Source organism: Stutzerimonas sp. Brlt_14, from assembly GCF_051948915.1.
In the GTDB taxonomy this organism is placed as follows: domain Bacteria; phylum Pseudomonadota; class Gammaproteobacteria; order Pseudomonadales; family Pseudomonadaceae; genus Stutzerimonas; species Stutzerimonas stutzeri.
Genome location: NZ_JAYJLM010000003.1, coordinates 222,190 through 246,017, shown reverse-complemented (window position 1 = coordinate 246,017; position 23,828 = coordinate 222,190). Strand labels below are relative to the sequence as shown.

General features: G+C 65.2%; 20 protein-coding genes. 14 read left to right on the top strand and 6 right to left on the bottom strand.

All coding sequences use genetic code 11. The features are described 5' to 3' along the window. The first annotated feature begins 54 nt into the window (after positions 1-54). From gcvT to gcvP, 3 genes are read left to right on the top strand one after another with little or no spacing between them, the layout of a single operon-like run. Positions 55-1,137, top strand: coding sequence for a glycine cleavage system aminomethyltransferase GcvT (gene gcvT / locus VF716_RS08225; protein ID WP_045632406.1), 1,083 nt, complete (start codon positions 55-57; stop codon positions 1,135-1,137). 52 nt (positions 1,138-1,189) lie between these two features. Next, positions 1,190-1,579, top strand: a complete 390-nt coding sequence (gene gcvH, locus VF716_RS08220) for a glycine cleavage system protein GcvH (protein WP_013984409.1) — start codon at positions 1,190-1,192, stop codon at positions 1,577-1,579. A 59-nt stretch (positions 1,580-1,638) separates the two neighbouring features. Then, the gene (gene gcvP, locus VF716_RS08215) at positions 1,639-4,515 is read left to right on the top strand and encodes an aminomethyl-transferring glycine dehydrogenase (RefSeq protein ID WP_440552455.1); all 2,877 of its coding nucleotides are present in this window, start codon (positions 1,639-1,641) and stop codon (positions 4,513-4,515) included. Between the two features lie 197 nt (positions 4,516-4,712). Here the strand turns inward: gcvP and yihA are convergent, their stop codons facing one another. Then, complete coding sequence (yihA, locus tag VF716_RS08210) at positions 4,713-5,363, bottom strand: ribosome biogenesis GTP-binding protein YihA/YsxC (RefSeq protein WP_256045723.1); 651 nt, start codon at positions 5,361-5,363, stop codon at positions 4,713-4,715. Positions 5,364-5,631: 268 nt separating this feature from the next. Here yihA and VF716_RS08205 point away from each other — a divergent pair, with 268 nt between their 5' ends. The 5 genes from VF716_RS08205 to VF716_RS08185 all read left to right on the top strand — a co-directional run bounded on the left by VF716_RS08205 (position 5,632) and on the right by VF716_RS08185 (position 10,734). Further along, positions 5,632-6,264, top strand: a complete 633-nt coding sequence (locus VF716_RS08205) for a c-type cytochrome (protein ID WP_017244153.1) — start codon at positions 5,632-5,634, stop codon at positions 6,262-6,264. Between the two features lie 182 nt (positions 6,265-6,446). Further along, complete coding sequence (locus VF716_RS08200) at positions 6,447-7,076, top strand: thiol:disulfide interchange protein DsbA/DsbL (protein ID WP_011915062.1); 630 nt, start codon at positions 6,447-6,449, stop codon at positions 7,074-7,076. 6 nt (positions 7,077-7,082) lie between these two features. Beyond that, positions 7,083-7,952 (top strand): endonuclease/exonuclease/phosphatase family protein, encoded by an 870-nt coding sequence (locus VF716_RS08195; RefSeq protein ID WP_013984405.1) that lies wholly within the window; start codon positions 7,083-7,085, stop codon positions 7,950-7,952. Then, entirely contained in the window at positions 7,949-9,814 is a 1,866-nt protein-coding gene (locus tag VF716_RS08190; RefSeq protein WP_440552452.1) for a GGDEF domain-containing protein, read from the top strand. Before VF716_RS08195 ends, VF716_RS08190 begins: the two co-directional genes overlap by 4 nt. A 131-nt stretch (positions 9,815-9,945) precedes the next feature. Continuing rightward, positions 9,946-10,734, top strand: a complete 789-nt coding sequence (locus VF716_RS08185) for an N-acetylmuramoyl-L-alanine amidase (protein ID WP_011915059.1) — start codon at positions 9,946-9,948, stop codon at positions 10,732-10,734. Positions 10,735-10,736: 2 nt separating this feature from the next. On the opposite strand, the gene VF716_RS08180 is transcribed toward VF716_RS08185, so the two are convergent. The 3 genes from VF716_RS08180 to algB are packed head-to-tail and all read right to left on the bottom strand — an operon-like array spanning position 10,737 to position 14,296. Beyond that, positions 10,737-11,141, bottom strand: coding sequence for a DUF1330 domain-containing protein (locus VF716_RS08180; RefSeq protein ID WP_011915058.1), 405 nt, complete (start codon positions 11,139-11,141; stop codon positions 10,737-10,739). A 24-nt stretch (positions 11,142-11,165) separates the two neighbouring features. Then, positions 11,166-12,953 carry a KinB sensor domain-containing domain gene (locus VF716_RS08175; protein WP_125842364.1) on the bottom strand — a complete coding sequence of 596 codons (1,788 nt, stop codon included), beginning with the start codon at positions 12,951-12,953 and terminating at the stop codon, positions 11,166-11,168. Further along, positions 12,950-14,296: a sigma-54-dependent response regulator transcription factor AlgB gene (gene algB, locus VF716_RS08170; protein WP_011915056.1), complete on the bottom strand. Its 1,347-nt coding sequence runs from the start codon at positions 14,294-14,296 to the stop codon at positions 12,950-12,952. The genes VF716_RS08175 and algB overlap by 4 nt, the downstream gene beginning before the upstream one ends. A gap of 304 nt (positions 14,297-14,600) precedes the next feature. On the opposite strand from algB, the gene VF716_RS08165 reads away from it, so the two are divergent. The 4 genes from VF716_RS08165 (at position 14,601) to VF716_RS08150 (ending at position 17,354) form a co-directional block, all read left to right on the top strand. Beyond that, positions 14,601-15,032: a PA2169 family four-helix-bundle protein gene (locus VF716_RS08165; RefSeq protein WP_013984402.1), complete on the top strand. Its 432-nt coding sequence runs from the start codon at positions 14,601-14,603 to the stop codon at positions 15,030-15,032. Positions 15,033-15,211: 179 nt separating this feature from the next. Then, positions 15,212-15,448, top strand: coding sequence for a hypothetical protein (locus VF716_RS08160; RefSeq protein ID WP_013984401.1), 237 nt, complete (start codon positions 15,212-15,214; stop codon positions 15,446-15,448). Between the two features lie 111 nt (positions 15,449-15,559). After that, a complete protein-coding gene (locus VF716_RS08155; protein ID WP_003282841.1) occupies positions 15,560-15,730 on the top strand; it encodes a DUF1328 domain-containing protein in 171 nt (56 codons plus the stop codon). 394 nt (positions 15,731-16,124) lie between these two features. After that, a complete protein-coding gene (locus VF716_RS08150; RefSeq protein ID WP_013984399.1) occupies positions 16,125-17,354 on the top strand; it encodes a nucleoside recognition domain-containing protein in 1,230 nt (409 codons plus the stop codon). A gap of 96 nt (positions 17,355-17,450) precedes the next feature. Here the strand turns inward: VF716_RS08150 and VF716_RS08145 are convergent, their stop codons facing one another. Both VF716_RS08145 and VF716_RS08140 read right to left on the bottom strand, forming a co-directional pair. Further along, a complete protein-coding gene (locus tag VF716_RS08145; RefSeq protein ID WP_440552447.1) occupies positions 17,451-20,003 on the bottom strand; it encodes a TRAP transporter permease in 2,553 nt (850 codons plus the stop codon). 117 nt (positions 20,004-20,120) lie between these two features. Then, on the bottom strand, positions 20,121-21,086 hold the full coding sequence (locus VF716_RS08140) for a TAXI family TRAP transporter solute-binding subunit (protein WP_011915051.1): 966 nt from the start codon (positions 21,084-21,086) through the stop codon (positions 20,121-20,123). A 605-nt stretch (positions 21,087-21,691) separates the two neighbouring features. Between VF716_RS08140 and VF716_RS08135 the strand changes: the two genes are divergently transcribed. Both VF716_RS08135 and VF716_RS08130 read left to right on the top strand, forming a co-directional pair. Further along, on the top strand, positions 21,692-23,278 hold the full coding sequence (locus VF716_RS08135; RefSeq protein WP_020305599.1) for a methyl-accepting chemotaxis protein: 1,587 nt from the start codon (positions 21,692-21,694) through the stop codon (positions 23,276-23,278). Between the two features lie 294 nt (positions 23,279-23,572). After that, complete coding sequence (locus VF716_RS08130; protein ID WP_185751350.1) at positions 23,573-23,737, top strand: hypothetical protein; 165 nt, start codon at positions 23,573-23,575, stop codon at positions 23,735-23,737. The last annotated feature ends 91 nt before the right edge of the window (positions 23,738-23,828 follow it).

The following is a 23,828-nucleotide window of genomic DNA, read 5'->3' as shown; positions in this document are numbered from 1 at the left end:
GCTTTACTGACTTTTCCAACGCCGATTCGGCGACCTGCCCGGAAGGAGAAACCCATGGGTCAGCGTACTCCCCTCTACGATCAGCACCTTGCGCTCGGCGCCAAGATGGTCGACTTCGGTGGCTGGGACATGCCACTGCACTACGGCTCCCAGGTCGAAGAACATCATCAGGTGCGACGTGATTGCGGAGTGTTCGACGTCTCGCACATGACCGTGGTCGATGTGGCCGGCGACCAGGCCAGCGCTTATCTGCAACACCTGCTGGCCAACGACGTGGCACGCCTGAAGAGCCCCGGCCGCGCCCTTTACTCGGCCATGCTCAATGAGCGCGGCGGGGTGATCGATGACCTGATCGTCTACCTCACCGACTGGGGCTACCGCCTGGTGGTCAATGCCAGTACCCGCGACAAGGACCTGGCGTGGATGCAGGCCCAGGCGGCGGATTTCGCCGTCGAGATCAACGAGCGTCCGCAGCTGGCCATGTTGGCCATCCAGGGGCCGCATGCCCGTACGCGCACGGCCGAGCTGGTCAGCCAGGCCCGCGCCACGCTGATCCAGGAACTCAAGCCATTCCAGGGCCTGGCCGAAGGCGACTGGTTCATCGGTCGTACCGGCTACACCGGCGAAGATGGTCTGGAGATCATCCTGCCGGCCGAGCAGGCGCCGGATTTTCTCAGCGAGCTGGTCGGTGCCGGCATCCCGCCGATCGGCCTTGGCGCTCGCGACACCCTGCGTCTGGAAGCCGGACTGAACTTGTACGGCCAGGACATGACCGAAGAGGTTTCGCCGCTGGCCGCCAACATGGGCTGGACCGTGGCCTGGGAGCCCGCCGAGCGCGATTTCGTCGGCCGTGCCGCGCTGGAGCAGCAGCGCGCCCAGGGTGATCTGCCCAAGGTGGTCGGCCTGGTGTTGGAAGAGCGCGGCGTGCTGCGTGCCCATCAGGTGGTGCGGGTCAACGGTGTCGGTGACGGCGAGATCACCAGTGGCAGTTTTTCTCCTACGCTTGGCAAATCCATCGCCCTGGCGCGCGTGCCGGCCGGCACCGCCGAGCGCGCGGAAGTGGAGATTCGTGGCAAGTGGTATCCGGTGCGGGTCGTGCAGCCGACATTCGTGCGGCACGGCAAGGTACTGGTGTAAATTCGACCGACTGTTTTGCGCGACTGCTGTCAACAGCCTTGAGGATCCAACAATGAGCAATATCCCCAGCGATCTGCGTTACGCCGCCAGCCACGAGTGGGCCCGTCTCGAAGCGGACGGCAGCGTCACCGTCGGCATCTCCGATCACGCCCAGGAGGCGCTGGGGGATGTGGTCTACGTCGAGCTGCCCGAGGTCGGGCGCCAGCTCAATGCCGGTCAGGAAGCCGGCGTGGTCGAGTCGGTAAAGGCCGCCTCCGACATCTATGCCCCCGTTTCCGGTGAGGTGATCGCCATTAACGAGGCGCTGGCCGATTCGCCCGAGCAGGTCAACAGCGACCCCTACGGCAGCTGGTTCTTCCGCCTGCAGCCGAGCGACAAGGCGGAGCTGGACAAGCTGCTCGACGCAGCCGGTTACCAGGCCGCCTGCGACGCCGACGCCTAAGCATCATCCGCAAAAGCCCCGCTCTGTCGGGGCTTTTGTTTTTTTCGAGAGTAGCGACCATGCCGTATATGCCGAGCCTTTCCCAACTCCAGCAAACCGATGCCTTTCTGCGCCGTCACCTCGGCCCGGATCAGGGCGAACAGCAGGCCATGCTCGACGCGCTGGGGCTGGCCAGCCGCGAGCAGCTGATCGAGCAGACCGTGCCGCCGGCGATCCGCCTGCAGGGCGAGCTGAATCTGCCGTCCGCGCTGGATGAACAGGCGGCGCTGGCCAAGCTCAAGGGCTATGCCGAGCAGAATCAGCTCTGGACCAGCCTGATCGGCATGGGCTACCACGGCACCATCACCCCGCCGGTGATCCTGCGCAACGTGCTGGAGAATCCGGGCTGGTACACCGCCTACACGCCCTATCAGCCGGAGATTGCCCAGGGTCGGCTGGAAGCGTTGCTGAACTATCAGCAGATGATCATCGATCTCACCGGCCTCGATCTGGCCAATGCCTCGCTGCTCGATGAGGCGACCGCAGCAGCCGAGGCCATGACCCTGGCCCGGCGCATGGCCAAGAGCAAGAGCAACCGTTTCTTCGTCGACGAGAATTGCCATCCGCAGACGCTTTCGGTGGTGCAGACCCGCGCCGAAGCGTTCGGCTTCGAACTGGTAGTCGGCACGCTGGAAGACCTGGCCGGACACGAGGTGTTCGGCGCGCTGCTGCAGTACCCGGATACCCATGGCGAGATTCGCGACCTGCGTCCGGCGATCGAGCAGCTGCACGCACAGCAGGCGCTGGCCTGCGTGGCGGCCGACCTGCTCAGCCTGCTGTTGCTGACCCCGCCGGGCGAACTGGGTGCCGACGTGGTGCTCGGCTCGACCCAGCGCTTCGGTGTGCCGATGGGCTACGGCGGTCCGCACGCGGCCTATTTCGCCAGCCGCGACGAGTTCAAGCGTGGCATGCCGGGACGCATCATCGGCGTGTCCAAGGACGCCCGCGGCAACACCGCGCTGCGCATGGCGCTGCAGACCCGCGAGCAGCATATCCGTCGTGAGAAGGCCAACTCCAACATCTGCACCGCGCAGGTGCTGCTGGCCAACATCGCTGGCTTCTATGCCGTCTATCACGGTCCGCAGGGCCTCAAGCGCATCGCCCAGCGCGTCCATCGGCTGACCGCCATTCTCGCCGCGGGTCTGGAGCAGAAGGGCGTCGTGCGGCTCAACCGGCATTTCTTCGACACCCTGACCCTCGAGGTCGGTGGTGCGCAGACCGCGATCATCGAAAGTGCCGAGGCAGCGCAGATCAACCTGCGCATCCTCGGCCGCGGCCGGCTGGGCGTGAGCCTCGACGAGACCTGCGACGAGCGCACCGTCGAGCAGCTGCTGGCAATCTTCCTCGGTGCCGATCACGGCCTCGATGTCGCCGCGCTGGATGCCGGTGAGCTGGCCGCGGGCATTCCCGCAGGGCTGCAACGCGAGAGCGGCTACCTGGAGCATCCGGTGTTCAACTCGCACCACAGCGAAACCGAGATGTTGCGCTACCTCAAGCAGCTGGAAAACAAGGATCTGGCGCTGAACCAGGCAATGATCCCGCTCGGCTCCTGCACCATGAAACTCAACGCCACCAGCGAAATGATTCCGATCACCTGGGCCGAATTCGCCAACCTGCATCCGTTCGTCCCGCGGGGCCAGGCGCAGGGTTACAGGCTGATGATCGAAGAGCTGGAAGCCTGGCTCTGCGCGATCACCGGTTTCGACGCCATCAGCATGCAGCCCAACTCCGGTGCCCAGGGCGAATACGCCGGCCTGGTCGCAATCCGCAAGTATCACGAGAGCCGCGGTGAAGGGCAGCGCGACATCTGCCTGATCCCGTCCTCGGCGCACGGCACCAATCCCGCCTCGGCGCAGATGGTCAGCATGCGTGTGGTCATCGTCGAATGCGACAAGGGCGGCAACGTCGATCTCGAGGACCTCAAGCGCAAGGCCGCCGAGGCCGGCGACCGGCTGTCCTGCCTGATGATCACCTACCCGTCGACCCACGGCGTCTACGAAGAAAACGTGCGTGAGATCTGCGCCGCAATCCACGCCCAGGGCGGCCAGGTGTACATGGACGGCGCCAACCTCAACGCCCAGGTCGGCCTGGCGCGACCGGCGGACATCGGTGCCGACGTCTCGCACATGAACCTGCACAAGACCTTCTGCATCCCCCATGGCGGTGGCGGCCCGGGCATGGGCCCCATCGGCGTCAAGGCGCACCTGGCGCCGTTCGTGGCCAATCACCCTGTGGTCGAGCTGGAAGGTCCGCAACCGGGCAACGGTGCGGTGAGCGCGGCGCCCTGGGGCAGCGCGAGCATCCTGCCGATCAGCTGGATGTACATCGCCATGATGGGCCCGCAGCTGCGTGACGCGACCGAGGTGGCAATCCTCGGTGCCAACTACCTCGCCAACCGTCTCGGCGGCGCGTTCCCGGTGCTCTATAGCGGACGCAACGGCCGTGTCGCCCACGAGTGCATTCTCGATCTGCGCCCGCTCAAGGCCGCCAGCGGCATCAGCGAGGAGGACGTTGCCAAGCGCCTGATGGACTACGGCTTCCATGCGCCGACCATGTCGTTCCCGGTGCCCGGCACGCTGATGATCGAGCCCACCGAGAGCGAGTCGAAGGCGGAGCTGGATCGCTTCGTCGAGGCGATGCTGAGCATCCGCGCGGAGATCGCCAAGGTGCAGGACGGCGAATGGCCGGCGGACAACAACCCGCTGGTACGCGCGCCGCATACCCTGGCCGACGTGATCGGCGAATGGGATCGCCCCTACAGCATCGCCGAGGCGGTGACCCCGAGCGCCCACGCCCGTGCGCACAAGTACTGGCCGGCGGTGAACCGTGTGGACAACGTCTACGGCGACCGCAATCTGTTCTGCGCGTGCGTGCCGGTGGACGCCTATCGTGACTGATAGGAGGTGATGGAGAGGGTGGATGTCGTTTTTTGGCATCCGCCCGGTTCGGAGAGGCGGGCCGGCGAACGTCGCGCTCGGGCCGGCAGCCGTTTATTCCCGGCTATGCCGCCGGTGCATCGCGGATAATAGGTGTCGCGTTCGCACCCACCACAGGCGTGCTGGCACGGCGTGTGGATCAGCGGTGCTGAGCGGTCTTACGCTTCAGGTGCCTGGTCTTGCTCGGAGTCGTCCAGCAAACCGAGCCAGCTGGCCAGTACCAGCTGCGCCTCTTCCACACCCTGCCGCTTGGGAGCGGAGAACAGCTGCACACTGACATCGGCACCCCAGCCCTTGCGGATATCGCGTTGGATCGCCAGCAGCGCCTTCTTCGCCGCGCCGAAGGCCAGCTTGTCGGATTTGGTCAACAGGATGTGCAACGGCATGTCGCTGGCATTGGCCCAGTCCAGCATCATGCGGTCGAACTCCGTCAGCGGATGGCGGATATCCATCATCAGGAACACCCCGACCAGACTCTCGCGACTGGCCAGGTAGGCTTCCAGATGGCGCTGCCAATGCTGCTTGAGCGGGATCGGCACCTTGGCGTAACCATAACCCGGCAGGTCGACCAGGCGGCGCTCGTCATCGAGGCGGAAGAAATTGAGTAACTGGGTGCGTCCCGGTGTCTTCGAGGTGCGCGCCAGGTTGGCGTGGGTGAGGGTGTTCAGCGCACTGGACTTGCCCGCATTGGATCGACCGGCGAAGGCCACTTCCAGACCCTCGTCGGCCGGGCACTGATCGACCTTGGCGGCGCTGATCATGAAGGAGGCCTGTTGGCAAAGGCCGAGAATCGGGTTTTTCGGTAGCATGGTCGTTCCGGTGAGTGCACGCGGGTGCGGCAATGGTTCGTTTCCGTTTCAGAAACGGAAGTATATAATGCCGCAGTTTTTATGTGCGCTTTGGCCTGATATCGGGCCGTGCGTGGTGTCCAGCCTGTTGCGGGCGCCTGTGCGGCGGTATCGCCGCCCCGCTGCGGATGCCCTGCGTGCCACTTATAACGAGCGTTGCCCCGGTTCGATGGCCGTGCGTGACCCGATGAATTCCCTTTCAAACCCTTAGCCGTAGTTGGATTAGCTGATGAACAAAATACTCGTGAGTCTGCTGTTGACCCTTGGCATCACCGGTATGGCCCACGCGGCTGGAGACGCCGAAGCTGGTCAGGGCAAAGTTGCAGTGTGTGGCGCCTGCCACGGTGCGGACGGCAACAGCCCGGCGCCGAACTTCCCGAAACTCGCCGGCCAGGGCGAGCGTTATCTGCTCAAGCAGCTCCAGGACATCAAGGCCGGCAGCACGCCGGGCGCCCCGGAAGGTGTGGGCCGCAAGGTGCTGGAAATGACCGGCATGCTCGATCCGCTGAGCGATCAGGACCTGCAGGACATCGCCGCCTACTTCTCCAGCCAGAAGGGCAGCGTTGGCTATGCCGATCCGGCTCTGGCCAAGCAGGGCGAGAAACTGTTCCGCGGTGGCAAGCTGGATCAGGGCATGCCGGCCTGTACCGGGTGCCACGCGCCGAACGGCGTCGGTAACGAGCTGGCCGGTTTCCCCAAACTGGGTGGCCAGCACGCCGCGTACACAGCCAAGCAGCTGACCGACTTCCGCGAAGGCAACCGCACCAACGACGGTGACAGCATGATCATGCGTGGCGTTGCCTCCAAGCTGAGCAACAAGGACATCGAAGCGCTGTCCAGCTACATCCAGGGCCTGCACTGATCGCATCCGCGGGCTGACCGAGAAGGGCGTCCGGGCCGAAAGCCCGGGCGCCCTTCTGCGTTTAGGGGCTGGCTACACTACCTTCGTCACGGCTTGGCACGGGCAGATGAAAAACGCTGGCGAGTCCCGGCGTTTTGCTGCAGCCTGTTGCGCCATCGGTTCGTCGTAAACAGGAGTATTTCATGCGTAACTTCCTACTCACTGCCGTCCTTGCTACCGCCAGCCTGTTCGGCGGGGTGACCCAGGCAGCGGAGTTCCAGGCCGGCAAGGAATATGTCGAGCTGAGCAGTCCGGTGCCCGTTGCCGACCCGAGCAAGATCGAGGTGGTCGAGCTGTTCTGGTACGGCTGCCCGCATTGCTACCAGTTCGAACCGGTGATCAAGCCCTGGGCCGAGAAGCTGCCGGAGGATGTGCAGTTCAAGCGCATCCCCGCCATGTTCGGTGGCATCTGGAACGCGCACGGCCAGCTGTTCGTCACGCTGGAGTCCATGGGCGTGGAGCCGAAGGTGCATGACGCGGTATTCGCCGCCTATCACCAGGAGCGCAAGAAGCTCGCCACGCCGGAGGAGATGGCCGATTTCCTCGAAGGGCATGGCGTCGACAAGCAGGCCTTCCTCAAGGCTTACAACTCCTTCGGCGTGCGTGGTCGCGTCGAGCAGGCGAAGAAACTCGGCATGGCCTACCAGATCACCGGCGTACCGGTGATGATCGTCAACGGCAAGTACCGCTTCGACCTCGGCTCCTCCGGCGGTCCGGAACGCACGCTGCAGGTGGCGGATTTCCTCATCGAAAAAGAACGCGCAGCGCGGTAACCCGGCATGCTGCGCCGTTGGAGTGCCCCACGCCTTGCCGGCCCCGGCAAGGCACGGGTCAATCCGCACTGCCTGGCCAGCACCGGCCTGCCGGCCGATGGCCGGCTGCGCCTGCTCAGCTTCAACATTCAGGTTGGCATCAGCACCGAGCGCTACCACCATTACCTGACGCGCAGCTGGCAGCATCTACTGCCCCATCCGGGTCGGGCCGGCAACCTGCAGCGCATCGGCGAGGTGCTCGGCAACTATGACCTGGTAGCGCTGCAGGAGGCCGACGGCGGCAGCCTGCGGTCCGGCTATGTCAATCAGGTCGAGCATCTGGCCCACCTGGGTGCGTTTCCCTACTGGTATCAGCAGCTCAATCGCAACCTCGGACGCTTCGCCCAGCACAGCAACGGGGTGCTTAGCCGCCTGGAGCCCCAGGGCCTGGAGGACCACCCGCTACCTGGGCCGTCGGGACGCGGCGCGATCCTGCTGCGTTTTGGCGATGGCGCGGACGCGCTGGTGGTGGTGATGATGCACCTGGCACTCGGCGGCGGCGCCCGGGCCCGGCAGCTGGCCTACATTCGCGACCTGATCGGCGACTATCGGCATCAGGTACTGATGGGCGACATGAACACCCACGCCAACGACCTGCTGGAGAACTCGCCGTTGCGCGATCTCGGCCTGTTGGCGCCGCAGGTCGAGGCGACCTTCCCCAGCTGGCGGCCGCAGCGCTGCCTGGACCATATTCTGCTCAGCCCGAGCCTTACGCTTGAACGTGTGGACGTGCTGGCTCTGCCGATTTCCGACCATTTGCCGGTGGCGGTGGAAATTCGGTTGCCCGATTCCCTGCGGGCGGACTCCCTGCCGGTACAGGTGCCTGAACGTAAATGAGCGAAGAAGCCGAACGCTGGAAGGAAAAGTATCTTCAGCTGGCCGAGCGCCAGGAGCAGCTGGACGCCCGCTGGGAGCAGCGCGTCGATCTGTTGCGGCGTAGCCTGGTGCGCAGCAGCCTGGCGGTGGAGGGCGCCGACCCCGCCGTCGAGCACTGTCTGCAGCAGATGCGCGAGGTCCTGCGCGACGGGGATCTGGACGATGGGCTGGGTCAGCTGGTTCCACGCCTGGAAAAGGCGGTGCTGGACTCCGAACGCCACCGCCAGGAGCGTGCCGTTCGGTTGACCGAGGCGCTGCATCGGCTGGTGTCGCAGTTGTTGGGGATGTCGGTGCCCGCCGAGCTGCGCAAGCCGCTCAAACGCTTCGCCAAGGATCTGGACCAGCGTGCGACCAGATTGCGCGAGCTGCCGCTACTGCTCGGCGAGCTGAGTGTACTCCAGGGTCAGGTTCTCAACCTACAGGGCCTGTCCGCGCCGCAGCAGAGCGGCTTTCTGAAGCGCCTGTTCGGGGGGCGGGACAGCCAATCGGCGGCCCCGCTCGAGACGGCGCTTCCAGCGGCGGCGTCGGCCCCAGCGGTCGCGGTCGAAGCAGAGGCGGTCGTCGTCGGCGAGACGGCCGTCGCCTCCACCGTGACCGAGCCGTCTGTAGTGACAACCTTGCCGGAGCCGGCGAACGAAGAGCAGCAGGCCGTCGAGCCTGTCGTCTCGGCAGTTGAGCCGGAAGCGGACGAGCCGGTGGCGGACGCCGAGCTGCCGCCAGCGGCCGAGCCTCTGCCGCAGGAGGCCGCCTATGCGCTGCCGGATTCGCCGGAGCCCGCTTTCAGCGTTGTCGCCGAACGTGTGGAGGCGACGCTCAGCAGTCTGCTCGACAGCCTGCATCTGCCCGAGCAGCATCAACCGCAACTGCAGACGTTGCGCGCGCGAATCCAGCAGGGCCTGAACTGGTACGAGCTGGTGCCGGTGCTGGACGATCTGGCGATGCTGATGATCGCCTTCAGCGATCAGGGTCAGCGCGATTTCGAGAACTACCTGCAGACTCTCAACGAGCGTCTGACAGCGATGCAGGAGAACCTGCTCGCGGCCCACCAGGGCCATGTGGAAGGCCGCGATGCGGCGCAGGCGCTGGACGCCGAGCTGCGCGAACAAGTCGGCGGGCTGCAGCACAGCATGCGTGAAGCCACCGATCTGAACAGCCTCAAGCGGGTGGTGGAGGCGCGTCTGGATGGCCTGCTGGACACCGTGGACAACTACCGTCGCCAGCGCAGCGAGCAGGAGCAGAAACTGGGCGAGCGCCTGCAGCAGCTGGTCAGCCGTGTCGGCAGCCTGGAACAGGCGGCACGGGGGCTGCGCGGCCATCTGGAAGAGCAGCGGCAGAAGGCCCTGCAGGACCCGCTGACCGGACTGCCCAACCGGGCGGCATGGAATGAACGGCTGGATCTCGAATTCGCCCGCTGGCAACGCTACGGTGGCGATCTGCCGCTGGCCGTGCTGGATGTCGATCACTTCAAGCGGGTCAACGACGGCTATGGCCATCTGGCCGGCGATCGGGTGCTGAAGATCATCGGCACGGAGCTGCAGAGGCGGTTGCGCAAGACCGACTTCATCGCCCGTTTCGGTGGTGAGGAGTTCGTCGTGCTGTTGCCCAACACGCCTTACGAGGCGGGGCGGCAGCTGATTGAAACGCTGCGCGAGTCCATCGGCAGTTGCCCGTTCCACTTCAAGGGCGAGCGGGTTGCCATCACCCTGTCCGCCGGTTTGACGGCATTCGTTACTGGCGACACCGCCGAGCGTGCCTTCGAGCGTGCCGACCGGGCGCTCTACCGCGCCAAGGATTCGGGACGCAATCGTGTCGAGCCAGCCTGACCGGCTGGCCTGGCCTGTATCCGGGCGCCCGGTATAATCACGACCCTCGCCGCTCCGGCATCGAATCGCCACCGCATGCCGGGCTCCTGCCCATCTGCGTCATTTGCGCCGTCGACACAGAGGTCGTCCCGATGAAATTGCTCTCCGCTACCCTCTTGCTTCTGCTGCTTGCAGGCTGTGCCAGCGGCCCACGCATCGACACCAGCCACAGCTCGATCGGCCACGACAGCCGCGTCCAGTTCATCGTGCTGCATTACACCTCCACCGACCTGCCGCGCTCGCTGGAGCTGCTCAGTGGGCGCGATGTGAGCAGCCACTACCTGATCGGTGAGTCGCCGGCGACCATCTACCGCCTGGTGGACGAGGATCGCCGCGCCTGGCATGCCGGGGAGAGCGAATGGAACGGGCGTACCTGGCTGAACGCCACCTCGATCGGCATCGAGCTGGTCAATCAGGGCTACGAGCAGAGCGCGGACGGACGGCGGCTCTGGTATCCCTACTCGCAGGCGCAGATCGATGCGCTGGTGGTACTGCTCAAGGACATCATGGCGCGTCATGGCCTGAAACCGGGCGCCATCATCGGCCACAGCGACATCGCGCCGCAGCGCAAGGTCGATCCGGGGCCGCTGTTTCCCTGGAAGCGTCTGGCCGAGGAGGGCCTGGTGCCCTGGCCGGATGCCGGCGCGGTGGCGGCGGCGCAGGCGCACTACGCCGCGGCGGGGCTGCCGGCGATCGGCTGGTTCCAGGAGGCACTGGCGGCGCAGGGTTATCGGGTACCCCGCCACGGCCATCTGGATGACGAGACGCGCAATGTGATCGCCGCGTTCCAGATGAAGTACCGCCCGACCCGCTTCGATGGAGAGCCGGACGCGGAAACCGCGGCGATGCTGCAGGTGCTGGTCGCCCAAGCGAGCCGCTGACCTCAGTAGCGGGTGGTGCCGATCAGTCTCGAGTCGGCCAGGGCCGCACTGCGGTGCTCGGCGGCGGCCTGGTATTCGCGGTCGCTGAGCATGGCCAGGAAGGCTTCCTTGGACGGGTAGCTGACCAGCAGCAGGTCATCCCATTCTTCCTCCGGCGGCGCGATCAGCGTCGCATGGGCCTTGGCGCGCAGCTCCACCGCGCCGCCACCGGCCTGCACCTTGGTCAGCGCCACGCGGCTGTAGCGGGCATAGGCCTCGCGGCCGCTGCAGGGGCTGTGCGGGCTGCCCGGCGGGTAGGTGGCCTGGGCGTTGTAGCGCAACAGATTGAGCATCAGGATCGGCACGCCCGAGGGCATCGCCGCCACATAGTCGGCGAGCTGCTCGGGGCTGGGGTTCAGACTCGGCATGGCAGGTTCCTCGATGGGGCGCCGTCAGATCGGCAGCGCCACGTAGAAGATAGTGCCGTGGCCGATCCGCGAGTGCACGCCAATGCGGCCACCATGCAGCTGGGCAATTTCCTTGCATAAGGCAAGCCCCAGTCCGGCCCCGCCGCGACGGCGGCCGATCTGCACGAAGGGTTCGAAGATGCGTGCCTGCTGGCTGTAGGGAATGCCTTCGCCGTTGTCCTCGACGCTGAGGATCAGCCGCTCGCCATGATGCCGCGCCAGCAGGCGCACCTCGCCGCCCCTGGGCGTGTGGCGCAGGGCGTTGCTCAGCAGGTTGTCCAGCACCCGCTCGATCTGCTGGCGGTCGAGCATCAGCGTTGGCAGTGGCTGCTGCAGCTCCAGCTTGAGCTGCACGTCCTGCTCGGCGGCGTTGACCTCGAAGCGCTGGCGCGCGGCTTCGAGCAGCTCCGGCACGTCGCACTGCTCCAGCTCCAGTTTCTGCTGGCCGCTCTGGTAGCGGGAGAAATTGAGCAGGTCGTTGATCAGCCTGACCAGGCGCTGCATTTCCTCGTGCACCGTATCGAACAGGTCGGATTCGCGACTGTCGGCGGGGTAGCGCAGACGCTCGCGCAACAGGCTGAAGGCCATCTGCATGCCGGTGACCGGGGTGCGCAGTTCGTGGGAGGCGCGCAGCACGAATTCGTTGCGCACGCGTTCGAAGGTGCGCTGGTCGGTGACGTCGTGCAGCACCATCACCGCGCCACTGATGCTGCCGTCGTGGTGGCTGACCGGGCTGATGCGCCAGGCCAGCAGGCGCCGTTCGCCGTCGGCCTCGATGACCAGATCCTCTGGCGGGTCGGACAGCGGCTTGTCGTCCAGTACCTGCCGCGCGGCGTTGTCCAGTTGCGGATAGCCCAGCGCTTCGCCAAGGGTGGAGCCCAGGTGCTCGTTCTCCCAGGCCAGCTGTCGCTGCGCCACCGGGTTGGCGTGCTCCAGGCGACCGTCGCGGTCGACGATCAGCAGGCCGTCGTCGATGCTGTCGAGCAACGCCTGCAGGCGCTGTTGACCGTTTACCAGGGCCTCCACGTTGGTCTGCTTGAACTCGTGCAGAGCCTGCGCCATGAGACCGAAGCGCCGGCTCAGGGACGACAGCTCGGCGATCGGCGGGGTCGGCAGGGCGATGTTGAAATCACCGCGGCCGATCTGGTCGGCAGCGGCGGACAGCCGCTCGATCGGCTCGCCGAAACGTCGCGCGAAGCTGTGCGCGGTTATGAAGCCGATCAGCAGCACGGCTATCGCGGTGAGTCCCAGCAGGCCCGCCAGCAGCGAGGTGCGATCACGGCTGCGCAGCTCGGTGTCGCGGATCTTGTCGTAGGCCGCGCCCTGCATGTCGGTCATCAGGCCGCGGACCTTGTTGAAGGACTGGCTCAGCGGGTTGTCTTCCAGCAGGGTCAGGTTCTGATGGCGGCTGGCTTCGATCTGCTGCAGGAAGGCGGCATAGGCGCTGGCGACTGCACGGAAGGCCTGGCGGTCGACATCGTCGTTGGCCTCTGCGATGCCGCGCTCCAGGGTCTGCTGGAAGCTCTGGCGCAGCGGGGCGAGCGCCTCGCTGCGGTTGTCGTCGGTAAGCATCACGATCAGATGATTGCCCAGCGTCTGACGCAACTGCTGGTTGATCTCGATGATGCTGAAGTTGTCGCGGATCAGCTGCTCCTGGCTCTTGGCCATCTGCATCACGCTGACCAGCGCCAGCAGCAGGCCCAGCAGGGCCACCGTCATCAGTGCCGAGAACCCGAGAAAGAGTCGGGTTCGCAGCTTCATCTGCAGTTTCATAGGCCGTACTGCTTGCGCTTTCTATACAGGGTCGAGGCGTCGATGCCGAGGATGCGTGCGGCCTGCTCCAGGGTGTCACTGGTGCTCAGCACGCCGGCGATGTGCGCCTTTTCCAGTGCCTCGAGGCTCAGCGGCTCGCCGATGCGCGGCGCGTTGCTACCTGCCTGTTCGCCGAGCCCGAGGTGGTTGACCTCGATCATCTGCTGCGGGCAGATGATGCTTGCCCGCTCCACCACGTTGCGCAGTTCGCGCACGTTGCCGGGCCAACGATAGGCCTTGAGCGCCGCCACCGCGGCATCGCTGAAGCCGCGCGCCGGGCGTCCGTAGTTCTTGACGAAGGCGGCGAGGAAGCGCTCGGCCAGGGCCAGTACGTCTTCCGGGCGCTCGCGCATCGGCGGCAGATTGAGGGTGATGACGTTGAGGCGGTAGAGCAGGTCCTCGCGGAACTTGCCCTCGCGGACCATCTCCTCGAGATTGAGGTTGGTCGCCGCCAGGATGCGCACATCGGCGCGGCGGGTGACCGGGTCGCCGACGCGTTCGTATTCCTTGTCCTGGATGAAGCGCAGCAGCTTGGGTTGCAGCGCCAGCGGGAAGTCGCCGATCTCGTCGAGGAACAGCGTGCCGCCGTCGGCCTGGTTGACCCGACCGAGGGTGCTTTCGGTGGCTCCGGTGAAGGCACCGCGGTTGTGTCCGAACAGCTCGCTTTCCATCAGGTCGGCCGACAGTGACGGGCAGTTGATGGTGACGAAGGCCTTCTTCGAGCGCCGGCTCCAGGTGTGGATGGCACGCGCCAGCTCGCCCTTGCCGGTGCCGGATTCGCCGAGGATGAGGATGTTGGCATCGGTGTCGGCGACCTGCCGAGCGGTCTCCAGCACGGCCATCATCGCCGGGCTGTGCGAGCCAAGCGCATCGCTGCGCTGCTTCATCTCGCCTTCCAGTGCTTCCAGGCGCGCTGCCATCTGCCGGACTTCCAGTTGCTTGGCGGCCGACAGACGCAGCTGTTCGGGGCTGCAGGGCTTGAGCAGGTAATCCGCGGCGCCAGCCTGCATGGCATCGACCGCTGTGTCCACCGCCGAGTGGGCGGTGACGATCACCACGCGCATCCAGGGCGCCAGCGTGCGCATCTGCTGCAGCACGTCCAGACCGTTGTCTTCGCCCAGGCGCAGGTCAAGGAAGCACAGATCGAACACCTGGCGTTGCAGGATCGCTTCGGCCTGCGCAGCGCTGGCTGCCGTCATCACCGTATAGCCACGGTCTTCCAGGCAGTAACGAAAGGTACGCAGGATCGCCGCTTCGTCATCCACCAGGAGGATGCGTCCGCCGTTGTCCGTCGTTTGGTCCATGGATGCTCCCATCAAAAGGCGAGTTCGGTCGCTGTAGAGATTCGATTATGGCGTGTCGAGCGCCGTCGCGGCGCCGTTGCGTTGCTGGCGAGTGCTTTAGTCTATGAAAAGTCTTGCAAGTTGCACGGTGCTGGCAAGGCTTTCCTGCATGCTGCATTCCCCTGTGCAGAGGGGCGCGTCCAAGTGCCTGATTTGTCGGGGGCGCCAATGGCCGCGCGGGTGGCATGGCGCTTGCGACCCTCTGGAGACGGGTGCCGACCCATTCACGGGCGGCCACATCTGTCGCAACCACGCAGGAGGTGTCATGAACAAGTCCATGAACCAGCTCAACGAGCTCATCGAGATCACCCGCGACGGGCAGCGTTTCTACCAGCATGCCGCCGAGGAAGTAACGGACGTCGAGCTGCAGCACCTGTTCCGCGATCTGGCCCAGGCCAAAACTCAGATCATCCAGGCCCTGAGCGTCAAGGTCGCCGCCAGCCATGAACAGCCTTCGCAGGGCGGCACGCTGACCGGGCGCATGCGCGAGCTGTACGCCGACACCCGTTCGCGCATCGGCGATCACGACACGCCCTATGTTGATCAGCTCGAGCAGACCGAAGCACACATCCTGGAGGCTTTCGAAGACGCCGTGCAGGACGCCGAGCCGGATGTACGGGCTTTGCTGGCTATTGAGCTGCCCAAGCTGCGTACCTGCCACGAGCGCATGCGCCAGCTCAAACAGGCCCGACACTGATTCGTGCAAAACGCCCGGCTGGCTAGGGGCTGCCTTGCAATTTGAGTTGCATGCAGCGATTTGCCATAAGTACAAGTCATTGATCTTAAAGGATTTTTATATGTTCGGAAGGCTGGCACGACGCCTGCAATAACAGAGTTATCGAAACGAAGTTCGCCACGCTTAGAAGGAGTTGAGGAATGAATCGCCAAGCCCGCTTATCGCTAGCCAGCAAGGGTTTCCTCTCTGCTGCGGTTGTCATGCTGATCATGGGTGCCGAGCGCCCGCTGTCGCAACCGCTCAGCCAGGCGCAACAGAATTCCGCGGAACGAATCGGTATGTACGACGCTCAACCTATTGAGCTCATGCGAACCGGACAAGAACCGCAAATCATCGATTATCGCCAGGCGCCTGCCGAGCAGCGCTGGGTGTTCTGAGCAACGAAGGGGACGTGCGAGCGAACCAGCAGGGATGCGTAACAACAATCGATGCCGATCGGACTGATCTGATCCGCTGAGAACCGTTCCTGAACCAAGAGGAGTCACACCATGCTGAGTTGGGCCATTACCTTCCTGATCATTGCCATCATCGCTGCAGTTCTGGGCTTCGGTGGTATCGCAGGCACTGCTACAGGTATTGCGAAGATCCTGTTCGTGGTCTTCCTGGTGCTGTTCGTGGCATCGCTGATCTTCGGCCGCGGCCGCGGACCGCGTGTCTGATGCGTCGATAGCCGCCCGCAAGGGCGGCTGCATTGGAGTACCAGCGGCATAGGAAGCCAAATTCGCCGGGTCATGTTCGGCCTACGAAGGTGATCCACAAAGCGCGCAGGGTGTAACGACCACGCGCGCTCAACCCCTGCAACGGGGTGAACCATGGGGTCGGGTTGTTCTGCCTGGCGGAACGACCTAGGGGTACAGGGAGTACCTCCATTTACTGGACCGGGTTCTGCAAGCTGCGGCCGGTGGTGGCGTGATCGCCACCCCGGCATGCGGCGACAACCATCCGCTTTTCTCCCGCATATTCCCTCTCTTTACTCGTCTTGCTGCCGATCTGCGGATGACCCCTGCGCGCCCGCACCGCTATCATCGCGGCCAGCTTTGACGGGAGAACGACATGCTCAATGGCCTCTGGCTGGGCTTTTTTCTGGTCGCCGCGCTGGCTGCCCTGGGGCGCTGGCTGATCGGTGGCGATCCCGCGGTGTTCGCCGCGCTGGTGGAGAGCCTGTTCGCCATGGCCAAGCTGGCCGTGGAAGTGATGATCGTGCTGTTCGGCACCCTGACGCTCTGGCTGGGTTTCCTGCGCATCGCCGAAAAGGCCGGGCTGATCGAGCTGCTGGCGCGGCTGCTCGGGCCGCTGTTCCGCCGGCTGATGCCGGAAGTGCCGGCCGGGCACCCGGCGCTGGGGCTGATCACGCTCAATTTCGCCGCCAACGGGCTTGGTCTGGACAACGCCGCGACGCCTATTGGCCTCAAGGCGATGCGCGCACTGCAGGAGCTGAACCCGCTGCCCAGCGTGGCCAGCAATGCGCAAATCCTCTTCCTGGTGCTCAACACCTCTTCGCTCACGCTGCTGCCGGTGTCCATCTTCATGTACCGCGTGCAGCAGGGCGCGGACGACCCGACCCTGGTGTTCCTGCCGATTCTGCTGGCCACCAGTGCCTCGTCCCTGGCGGGCCTGCTGGCAGTGGCGCTGGTGCAGCGCCTGCGCCTGTGGGACCCGGTGGTGCTGGCCTATTTCATTCCCGGTGCGCTGCTGCTCGGCGGTTTCATGGCCCTGCTGGCAGGGCTGTCGGCCACCGCGCTGGCGTCGCTGTCCTCGTTGCTGGGCAACCTGACCCTGTTCGGCCTGATCATCGCCTTCCTCGTCGTCGGAGCGCTGCGCAAGGTGCCGGTGTACGAGGCGTTCGTCGAGGGCGCGAAGGAAGGCTTCGACGTCGCCAAGAGCCTGTTGCCGTATCTGATCGCCATGCTCTGCGCCATTGGCGCCCTGCGCGCATCCGGTGCGCTGGATTTCGGTCTGGAAGGCATTCGCTGGCTGGTCGAAGCGCTGGGCTGGGACACCCGCTTCGTCGACGCCCTGCCTACCGCGCTGGTCAAGCCGTTCTCCGGCAGCGCGGCGCGGGCGATGCTGATCGAGACCATGCAGAGTCAGGGCGTGGACAGCTTCCCTGCGCTGGTCGCGGCGACGGTGCAGGGCAGTACCGAGACCACCTTCTACGTGCTGGCGGTGTACTTCGGTGCGGTCGGCATCCAGCGCGCGCGGCATGCGGTGGGCTGTGCCCTGGTCGCGGATCTGGCCGGCATCATCGCTGCCATCGCGGTGTGCTACTGGTTCTTCGGTTGATCGTGGTGCCCTGGCGCGGGTACGCCGGTGGGAGCACCAAATGAACAACCCCGGCACGCTCGCACGTGACCGGGGTTTCAGACGCTTCCGGGTCGATCAGGTCTGACGGCGGCGGCGCTGCATCCAGACGATCAGGCCGAACAGCAGGAAGCCCGGAATCCACATGAATTCCTTCGGCCAGCGGTCGGTCGGCGCGCGTACCGAGAGAATCTGCTGGTCGAACTCCAGCCCCGCCTCGGCAGCCGGGCTGCCGAACGTGACGCTGTCCACCAGCAGCTTGCCGTCCTGCTCGTAGGTCATCAGGCCGATCTTCTCCAGCTTCTCCTCGCCCGAGGCGCCGTCCGGGATCGCCAGCAGCAGCACGAACTCACGGGCATCGCCCACTGCGTCCTCGCCGAGCACGCGCAGGCGCAGCTGGCTGTCTTCCTCGACGTTGCCCAGTGCCTCCACCAGCTGCGCCGGCGGAATCTCCTGATACGGGTCATGGATGAGATCCATCCAGAAGCCGGGGCGGAACAGGGTGAAGGCCACCAGCAGCAACAGCAGGCTCTCGTACCAGCGGCTGCGCACCAGGAAATAGCCCTGGGTGCCGGCGGCGAAGATCAGCATGGCGATGGTGGCGACGATAAAGATCAGCACGCCGTGCAAGAAGTCCACGCCTATCAGCAGCAGGTCGGTGTTGAAGATGAACAGGAACGGCAGCGCCGCGGTGCGCAGGCTGTAATAGAACGCGGCCACCCCGGTGCGGATCGGATCGCCCTTGGACACCGCCGCCGCGGCGAACGAGGCCAGGCCCACCGGCGGCGTCACGTCGGCCATGATGCCGAAGTAGAAGACGAACAGATGCACCGCGATCAGCGGCACGATCAGCCCGTTCTGCTGGCCCAGCGCGACGATCACCGGCGCCAGCAGGCTGGACACCACGATGTAGTTGGCGGTGGTGGGCAGGCCCATGCCGAGGATCAGGCTGAGGAAGGCGGTGAGCAACAGCATCAGCAGCAGATTGCCCATCGACAGCAGTTCCACCAGATCCGCCAGCACCAGGCCCACGCCGGTCTGCGACACCGCACCGACGATGATGCCCGCCGCCGCGGTCGCGATGCCGATGCCGATCATGTTGCGCGCACCGGCGATCAGGCCCTCGCGCAGGTCGATCACGCCGTCCATGAAGGTGCCGTCCACGTGGCTGCGGTCATGGCGCATCCATGACAGCAGCGGGCGCTGGGTGAGCAGGATGATCACCAGCATCACCGAACCCCAGAAGGCCGAGAGGCCGGGTGACAGCCGCTCGATCATCAGGCACCAGACCAGCACCACTACCGGCAGCAGGAAGTGCAGGCCGGAGAGCAGCACCGGACGGGTTTCCGGCAGCTTCTCCAGCGGCATGTTGGGATCTTCGTGGGGCAGCGGCGGGTTGCTCGCGGCGATCTTCAGCAGACCGAGGTAGACCAGCGCCAGCAGCCCGGCGATGACCCACAGCGCGGCATCGCCGAGGGCCGGCTTGAGCCAGCCGAGGCCGTAGTAGACGCCCAGCGAAAGGCCGGAGATCAGCGCGGCGCCGAAGGCGAAGCCGATCAGCCGCTGCATCCAGGGTTTGGCCACGTTGGCCCGCGGCAGCGCCTGCAGACCGAGCTTGAGCGATTCCAGGTGGACGATGTAGATCAGCGCGATATAGGAGATCAGCGCCGGGAGAAAGGCATGCTTGATCACTTCCACATAGGGAATGCCGACGTACTCGACCATCAGGAAGGCCGCCGCACCCATCACCGGCGGCATGATCTGGCCGTTGACCGAGGAGGCCACTTCCACGGCGCCGGCCTTCTCCGCCGAGAAGCCGGTGCGTTTCATCATCGGGATGGTGAAGGTGCCGGTGGTCACCACATTGGCGATGGACGAGCCGGAGATCAGGCCGGTCATGCCGGAGGCCACCACGGCCGCCTTGGCCGGACCACCGCGGAAATGGCCGAGCATGCTGAAGGCCAGCTGAATGAAGTAGTGCCCGGCGCCGGCTCGCTCAAGCAAGGCACCGAACAGCACGAAGAGGAAGACGAAGCTGGTGGAGACGCCGAGGGCGATACCGAACACGCCTTCGGTGGTGATCCACTGGTGGTTGGCCAGTGCGGTGAAGCTCACCCCGCGGTGGGCCAGCAGGCCGGGCATCCAGGGGCCGGCGACGCTGTAGACGAGGAACACCAGGGCGATGATCGCCAGCGGCGGGCCGAGGGCGCGGCGGGTGGCTTCCAGCAGCAGCGGTATGCCGACGCAGGCCGTGACCAGGTCCAGGGTGGTCAGGTTGCCGGGGCGCTGCGCCAGTTGCGAATAGGCGAGAAACAGATAGGCGGCGCAGGCGGCGGCCACCAGCCCGAGGGCGATGTCCATGAGCGGCACGCGGTCACGCGGCGAGCGCTTGAAGGCCGGGTAGGCGAGAAAAGCCAGCAGCAGGGCGAAGGCCAGGTGAATCGAGCGGGTTTCGGTGTCGTTCAGCACGCCGAAGCCGAGGATGAACGGCAGCGGCGAGGCGATCCACAGCTGGAACAGCGACCAGAGCAGTGCGAGCCCGGCGATGACCGCGGCCATCGGCCCGGCGGGCGAACGTGCACCGACGTCCTGGGCGATCAGTTCCTCGGTGGACAGTTGTTTGTCTTGCATGAAATGAGGCCTGTTTTTTTCAGGTAACGGAACCGCGAAAACCCGTGGCCATACGGCGCACGGGTTCTCAGCTGAGGCGTGGCAATCAGGCCGGCGGACGACGCGGCCTGTCCAACCTTACAGCCAGCCGCGTTCCTTGTAGTAACGCTCGGCGCCTTCATGCAGCGGCGCGCTCAGGCCGACTTCGATCATCTCTTCCGGCTTCAGGTCCTTGAAGGCCGGGTGCAGGCGCTGGAAGCGCTCGATGTTCTCGAACACCGACTTGACCAGCTGGTAGACCACTTCGGCATCGACCTTGGAGGTGGTGGACAGCACGGCCTTGCCACCGATGGACTGGGTCGCCTGGTCGTTGCCCTTGTACAGGCCGCCGGGAATCTCGGCCTTGGTGTAGTAGCTGCGCTCTTCGAGCAGCTTGTCGATCTCCGGGCCGGTGATCGGCACCAGCACCGCGTCGGTGGTGGTGGTGGCTTCCTGGATCGCGCCGTTGGGGTGACCGACGAAGTAGGTCATGGCATCGATGTTGTTGTCGCCCAGTGCGCTGGCCTGCTCAGCCGGCTTCAGCTCGGCGGCCAGGGAGAACACCGACTTGTCCCAGCCCTTGACCTTCATGATCTCTTCGAGGGTGTCGCGCTGACCGGAACCGGGGTTGCCGATGTTGACGCGCTTGCCCTTGAGGTCATCGAGCCCCTTGATGTTGGCGCTGCGACGGGCCAGTACGGTGAAGACTTCGCTCTGCAGGGAGAACACCGCGCGGATGTCGTCCATCTTCCCTTCTTTCTCGAAGGGTGCGACGCCTTCCATTGCCTTGTACTGGTGGTCGGACTGCATGATGCCGAAGTTGAATTCGCCACTGCGCAGACCGTTGACGTTGGCCACGCCGCCGCCGCTGGCCGGGGCGTTGCACTTGATGTTTTCCGCATTGCGGTTGACGAAGCGGCAGATCGATTGCCCGGCCACGTAGTAAACGCCGGTCTGCCCGCCCGTGCCGATGGTGACGAACTTCTCTTGCGCCTGTGCCACTGTGCTCAGGCCGGTTCCCGCCAGAGCAGCGGTAAAGATCCATGCCAAGGATTTGCCTTTCATGGATGCACTCCTTTTTGGTTGTTTTCGGAATCCCGGGCATCCCTTGTGAGTCTGCGCGGAACTTGAGTCTAGCAGGCGGCTGCGCCTGGAACAGCCCACGGACCCCGCCATGCCGATCCGCTAATCCGCGCACCCTTTGCTACGACCGACTTGCCGATCAAGGGTTGCGGAGGGGCGCGCGAAATTTCTTGTTATAAAGCTGTACACATAAGACTTATTTGTACAATATCGATATCACTTTGGCATGCACGGAATAAAAGCCGACCAGCGGAGTAGGACTTCAGTCGCATTGCACGCGGAAAGCAGGTGACATCATTATGGCATCAGTCTCCAGGCGAGGAGACATGCTGACCGGACAGGACCGACGGGCCTGTCGACTGAAGCGCCATCAAGGATCACCCGCAGGGACGGTTCGATGCTGGCGCTTTTTTCATGCCCGTTTTCCGCGCGACAAAAACGATACAAACGACCCGTTGGGCCGTCCGAGGCAGGGACCATCACCGCAGGGTGAGCGATTGGCAGGAGCGCCCGATGCACCCGAGGTGCGTCGACCGAGACGTGCATGGCGGAACAGAACGACAACTGCCTTGCTCACGAGAGCCACCATGCGCATGAATCTGCCGGTCACCGGCCGCGATGTTTCCATCAGCGATACCGCCAATATCCTTTCCACCACGGATCTCAACGGTGACATCACCTATGTGAATCCGGATTTCATCAAGATCAGCGGCTTCGACGAGGACGAGCTGCTCGGCCAGCACCACAACATCGTGCGCCATCCGGACATGCCCCGCGAGGCGTTCGCCGACCTCTGGTCCAGCGTGCGCGGCGGCAATTCTTGGATGGGCATGGTCAAGAACCGCTGCAAGAACGGCGATCACTACTGGGTCAGCGCGTTCGTCACCCCGATCAGCCGCAATGGCCGGGTGGTCGAGTACCAGTCGGTGCGCACCAAGCCGCAGCCGGCGCAGATCGCCGCCGCCGAAGGGTTGTACGCCCAGCTGCGTGACCAGCGGCCGCCGGCGGCGCTGCGGCGTGCGCCGCTCAGCGCGCGCAGTCGCGTGGCGCTGTGCGCCGCGTTGGGTGCGGCCCCGTGCGTGATCGGCGGAGCCCTGCTCGGTGGTGTTGGCCTGGGTGTGGCGCTGCTTACCGCGACGGTGGCGGCCGCGGCGGCCAGCGCTCTAACCTACCTGGCGCTGGCGCCCCTGCAGCGACTCGCCGAACAGGCGCGCCGGGTCGGCGACAATCCGGTGGGGCAGCTGATCTACGCCGGCCGGCGTGACGAATACGGGCAAATCGCTTTTGCCATGAAGATGCTGGAAACCGAAGCCGGCGCCATGGTCGGCCGCATCGGCGACGCCTCGCGCCAGCTCAGCCAGCACGCCCAGGAACTGCTCGGCGCGATGGACAGCAGCACCGAGAGCGCGGCGCGCCAGCAGAGCGAAACCGATCAGGTCGCCACCGCGATCAACCAGATGGCGGTCAGCGTGCAGGACGTGGCGAACAACGCCCAGCGCACCGCGGAAGCGGCCAGCCGCGCCGACAACGAGGCGGCCACCGGCACCGAGGTGGTCAATCGCACCGGCGCCGCCATCGGCCAGCTGGCGCAGGACATCCAGCATGCCGGCGACGTGATCCACCAGCTGGAAGCGCACAGCAACGACATCACCAAGGTGCTCGATGTCATCCGCGGCATCGCCGAGCAGACCAATCTGCTGGCGCTCAACGCAGCCATCGAGGCGGCGCGTGCCGGCGAGCAGGGCCGGGGCTTCGCCGTGGTCGCCGACGAGGTGCGCAGCCTGGCCTCGCGCACTCAGCAGTCGACCCGGGAGATCAACGACATGATCGGCGCGCTGCAGGGCGGTGCGCGTCAGGCGGTGGAAGTCATGCAGCGCAGCCGCGAGCAGGCCATGCAGAGCGTCGACCAGGCCGAACAGGCGGCGCGCTCGCTGCAGGGCATCAACAGCCGGGTCAACGAGATCAGTGCGATGAGCATGCAGATCGCCGCGGCGGTGGAGCAGCAGAGCGCGGTCAGCGAGAACATCAACCAGAACATCGTCAGCATTCGCGGCGGTTCCGATCGTCACGTGGAGAGCGGTCTGCGCAGTCGGCAAAGCGCCTCGGGCGTCGCCGAGCTGGCCGGCAGCATGGAGATGCTGGTGCAGCAATTCTGGACACGACGACGCGGCTGACGTACAGCCGGTGACCCAGCTTGGTGCAGGCCGCAGACGCCGAACGCCGCCGCCTGCACCGGCATCGATGGGCTTGTTACGGCGCATGCGTGCAGGCAGAATGCCAGTAGTTTCGCATGCTGCGAAAGCTGCTTTACCGCTCAGGACAATCGGACCTGATAGCTAAGGCGCCAGCCGTGACATCCCTCCGGGATGAACCTCGACTGGCGCCTTTTTTATTGCTCTGAAACCAGCCGGCCGACCACCGGGGCCAAGCCGGCACCCAATCTGCATGTGGCACACGAAGACGAACCGATGCTGACCGAAGAAGCCCTGCGTACCGCGCTGGAAGACACCATCCAGGAGCTCGAACGCACCCGCCGCTCGTTCAAGTCCCGCGAGCTCGGCCAGTTGCGCCGGCGCCTGATCGATCTGCTCGAACAACTGGAAACCGATACCGGCGAGAAAGAGGAGGGCTGACTGCACAGTCGTCACGACAGCAAGGTAAACAGCAACGCAGCAAGCAGCATGTAAACAAGAAGGTGCTTCGCACCGATCCGAGCGCCGCCAC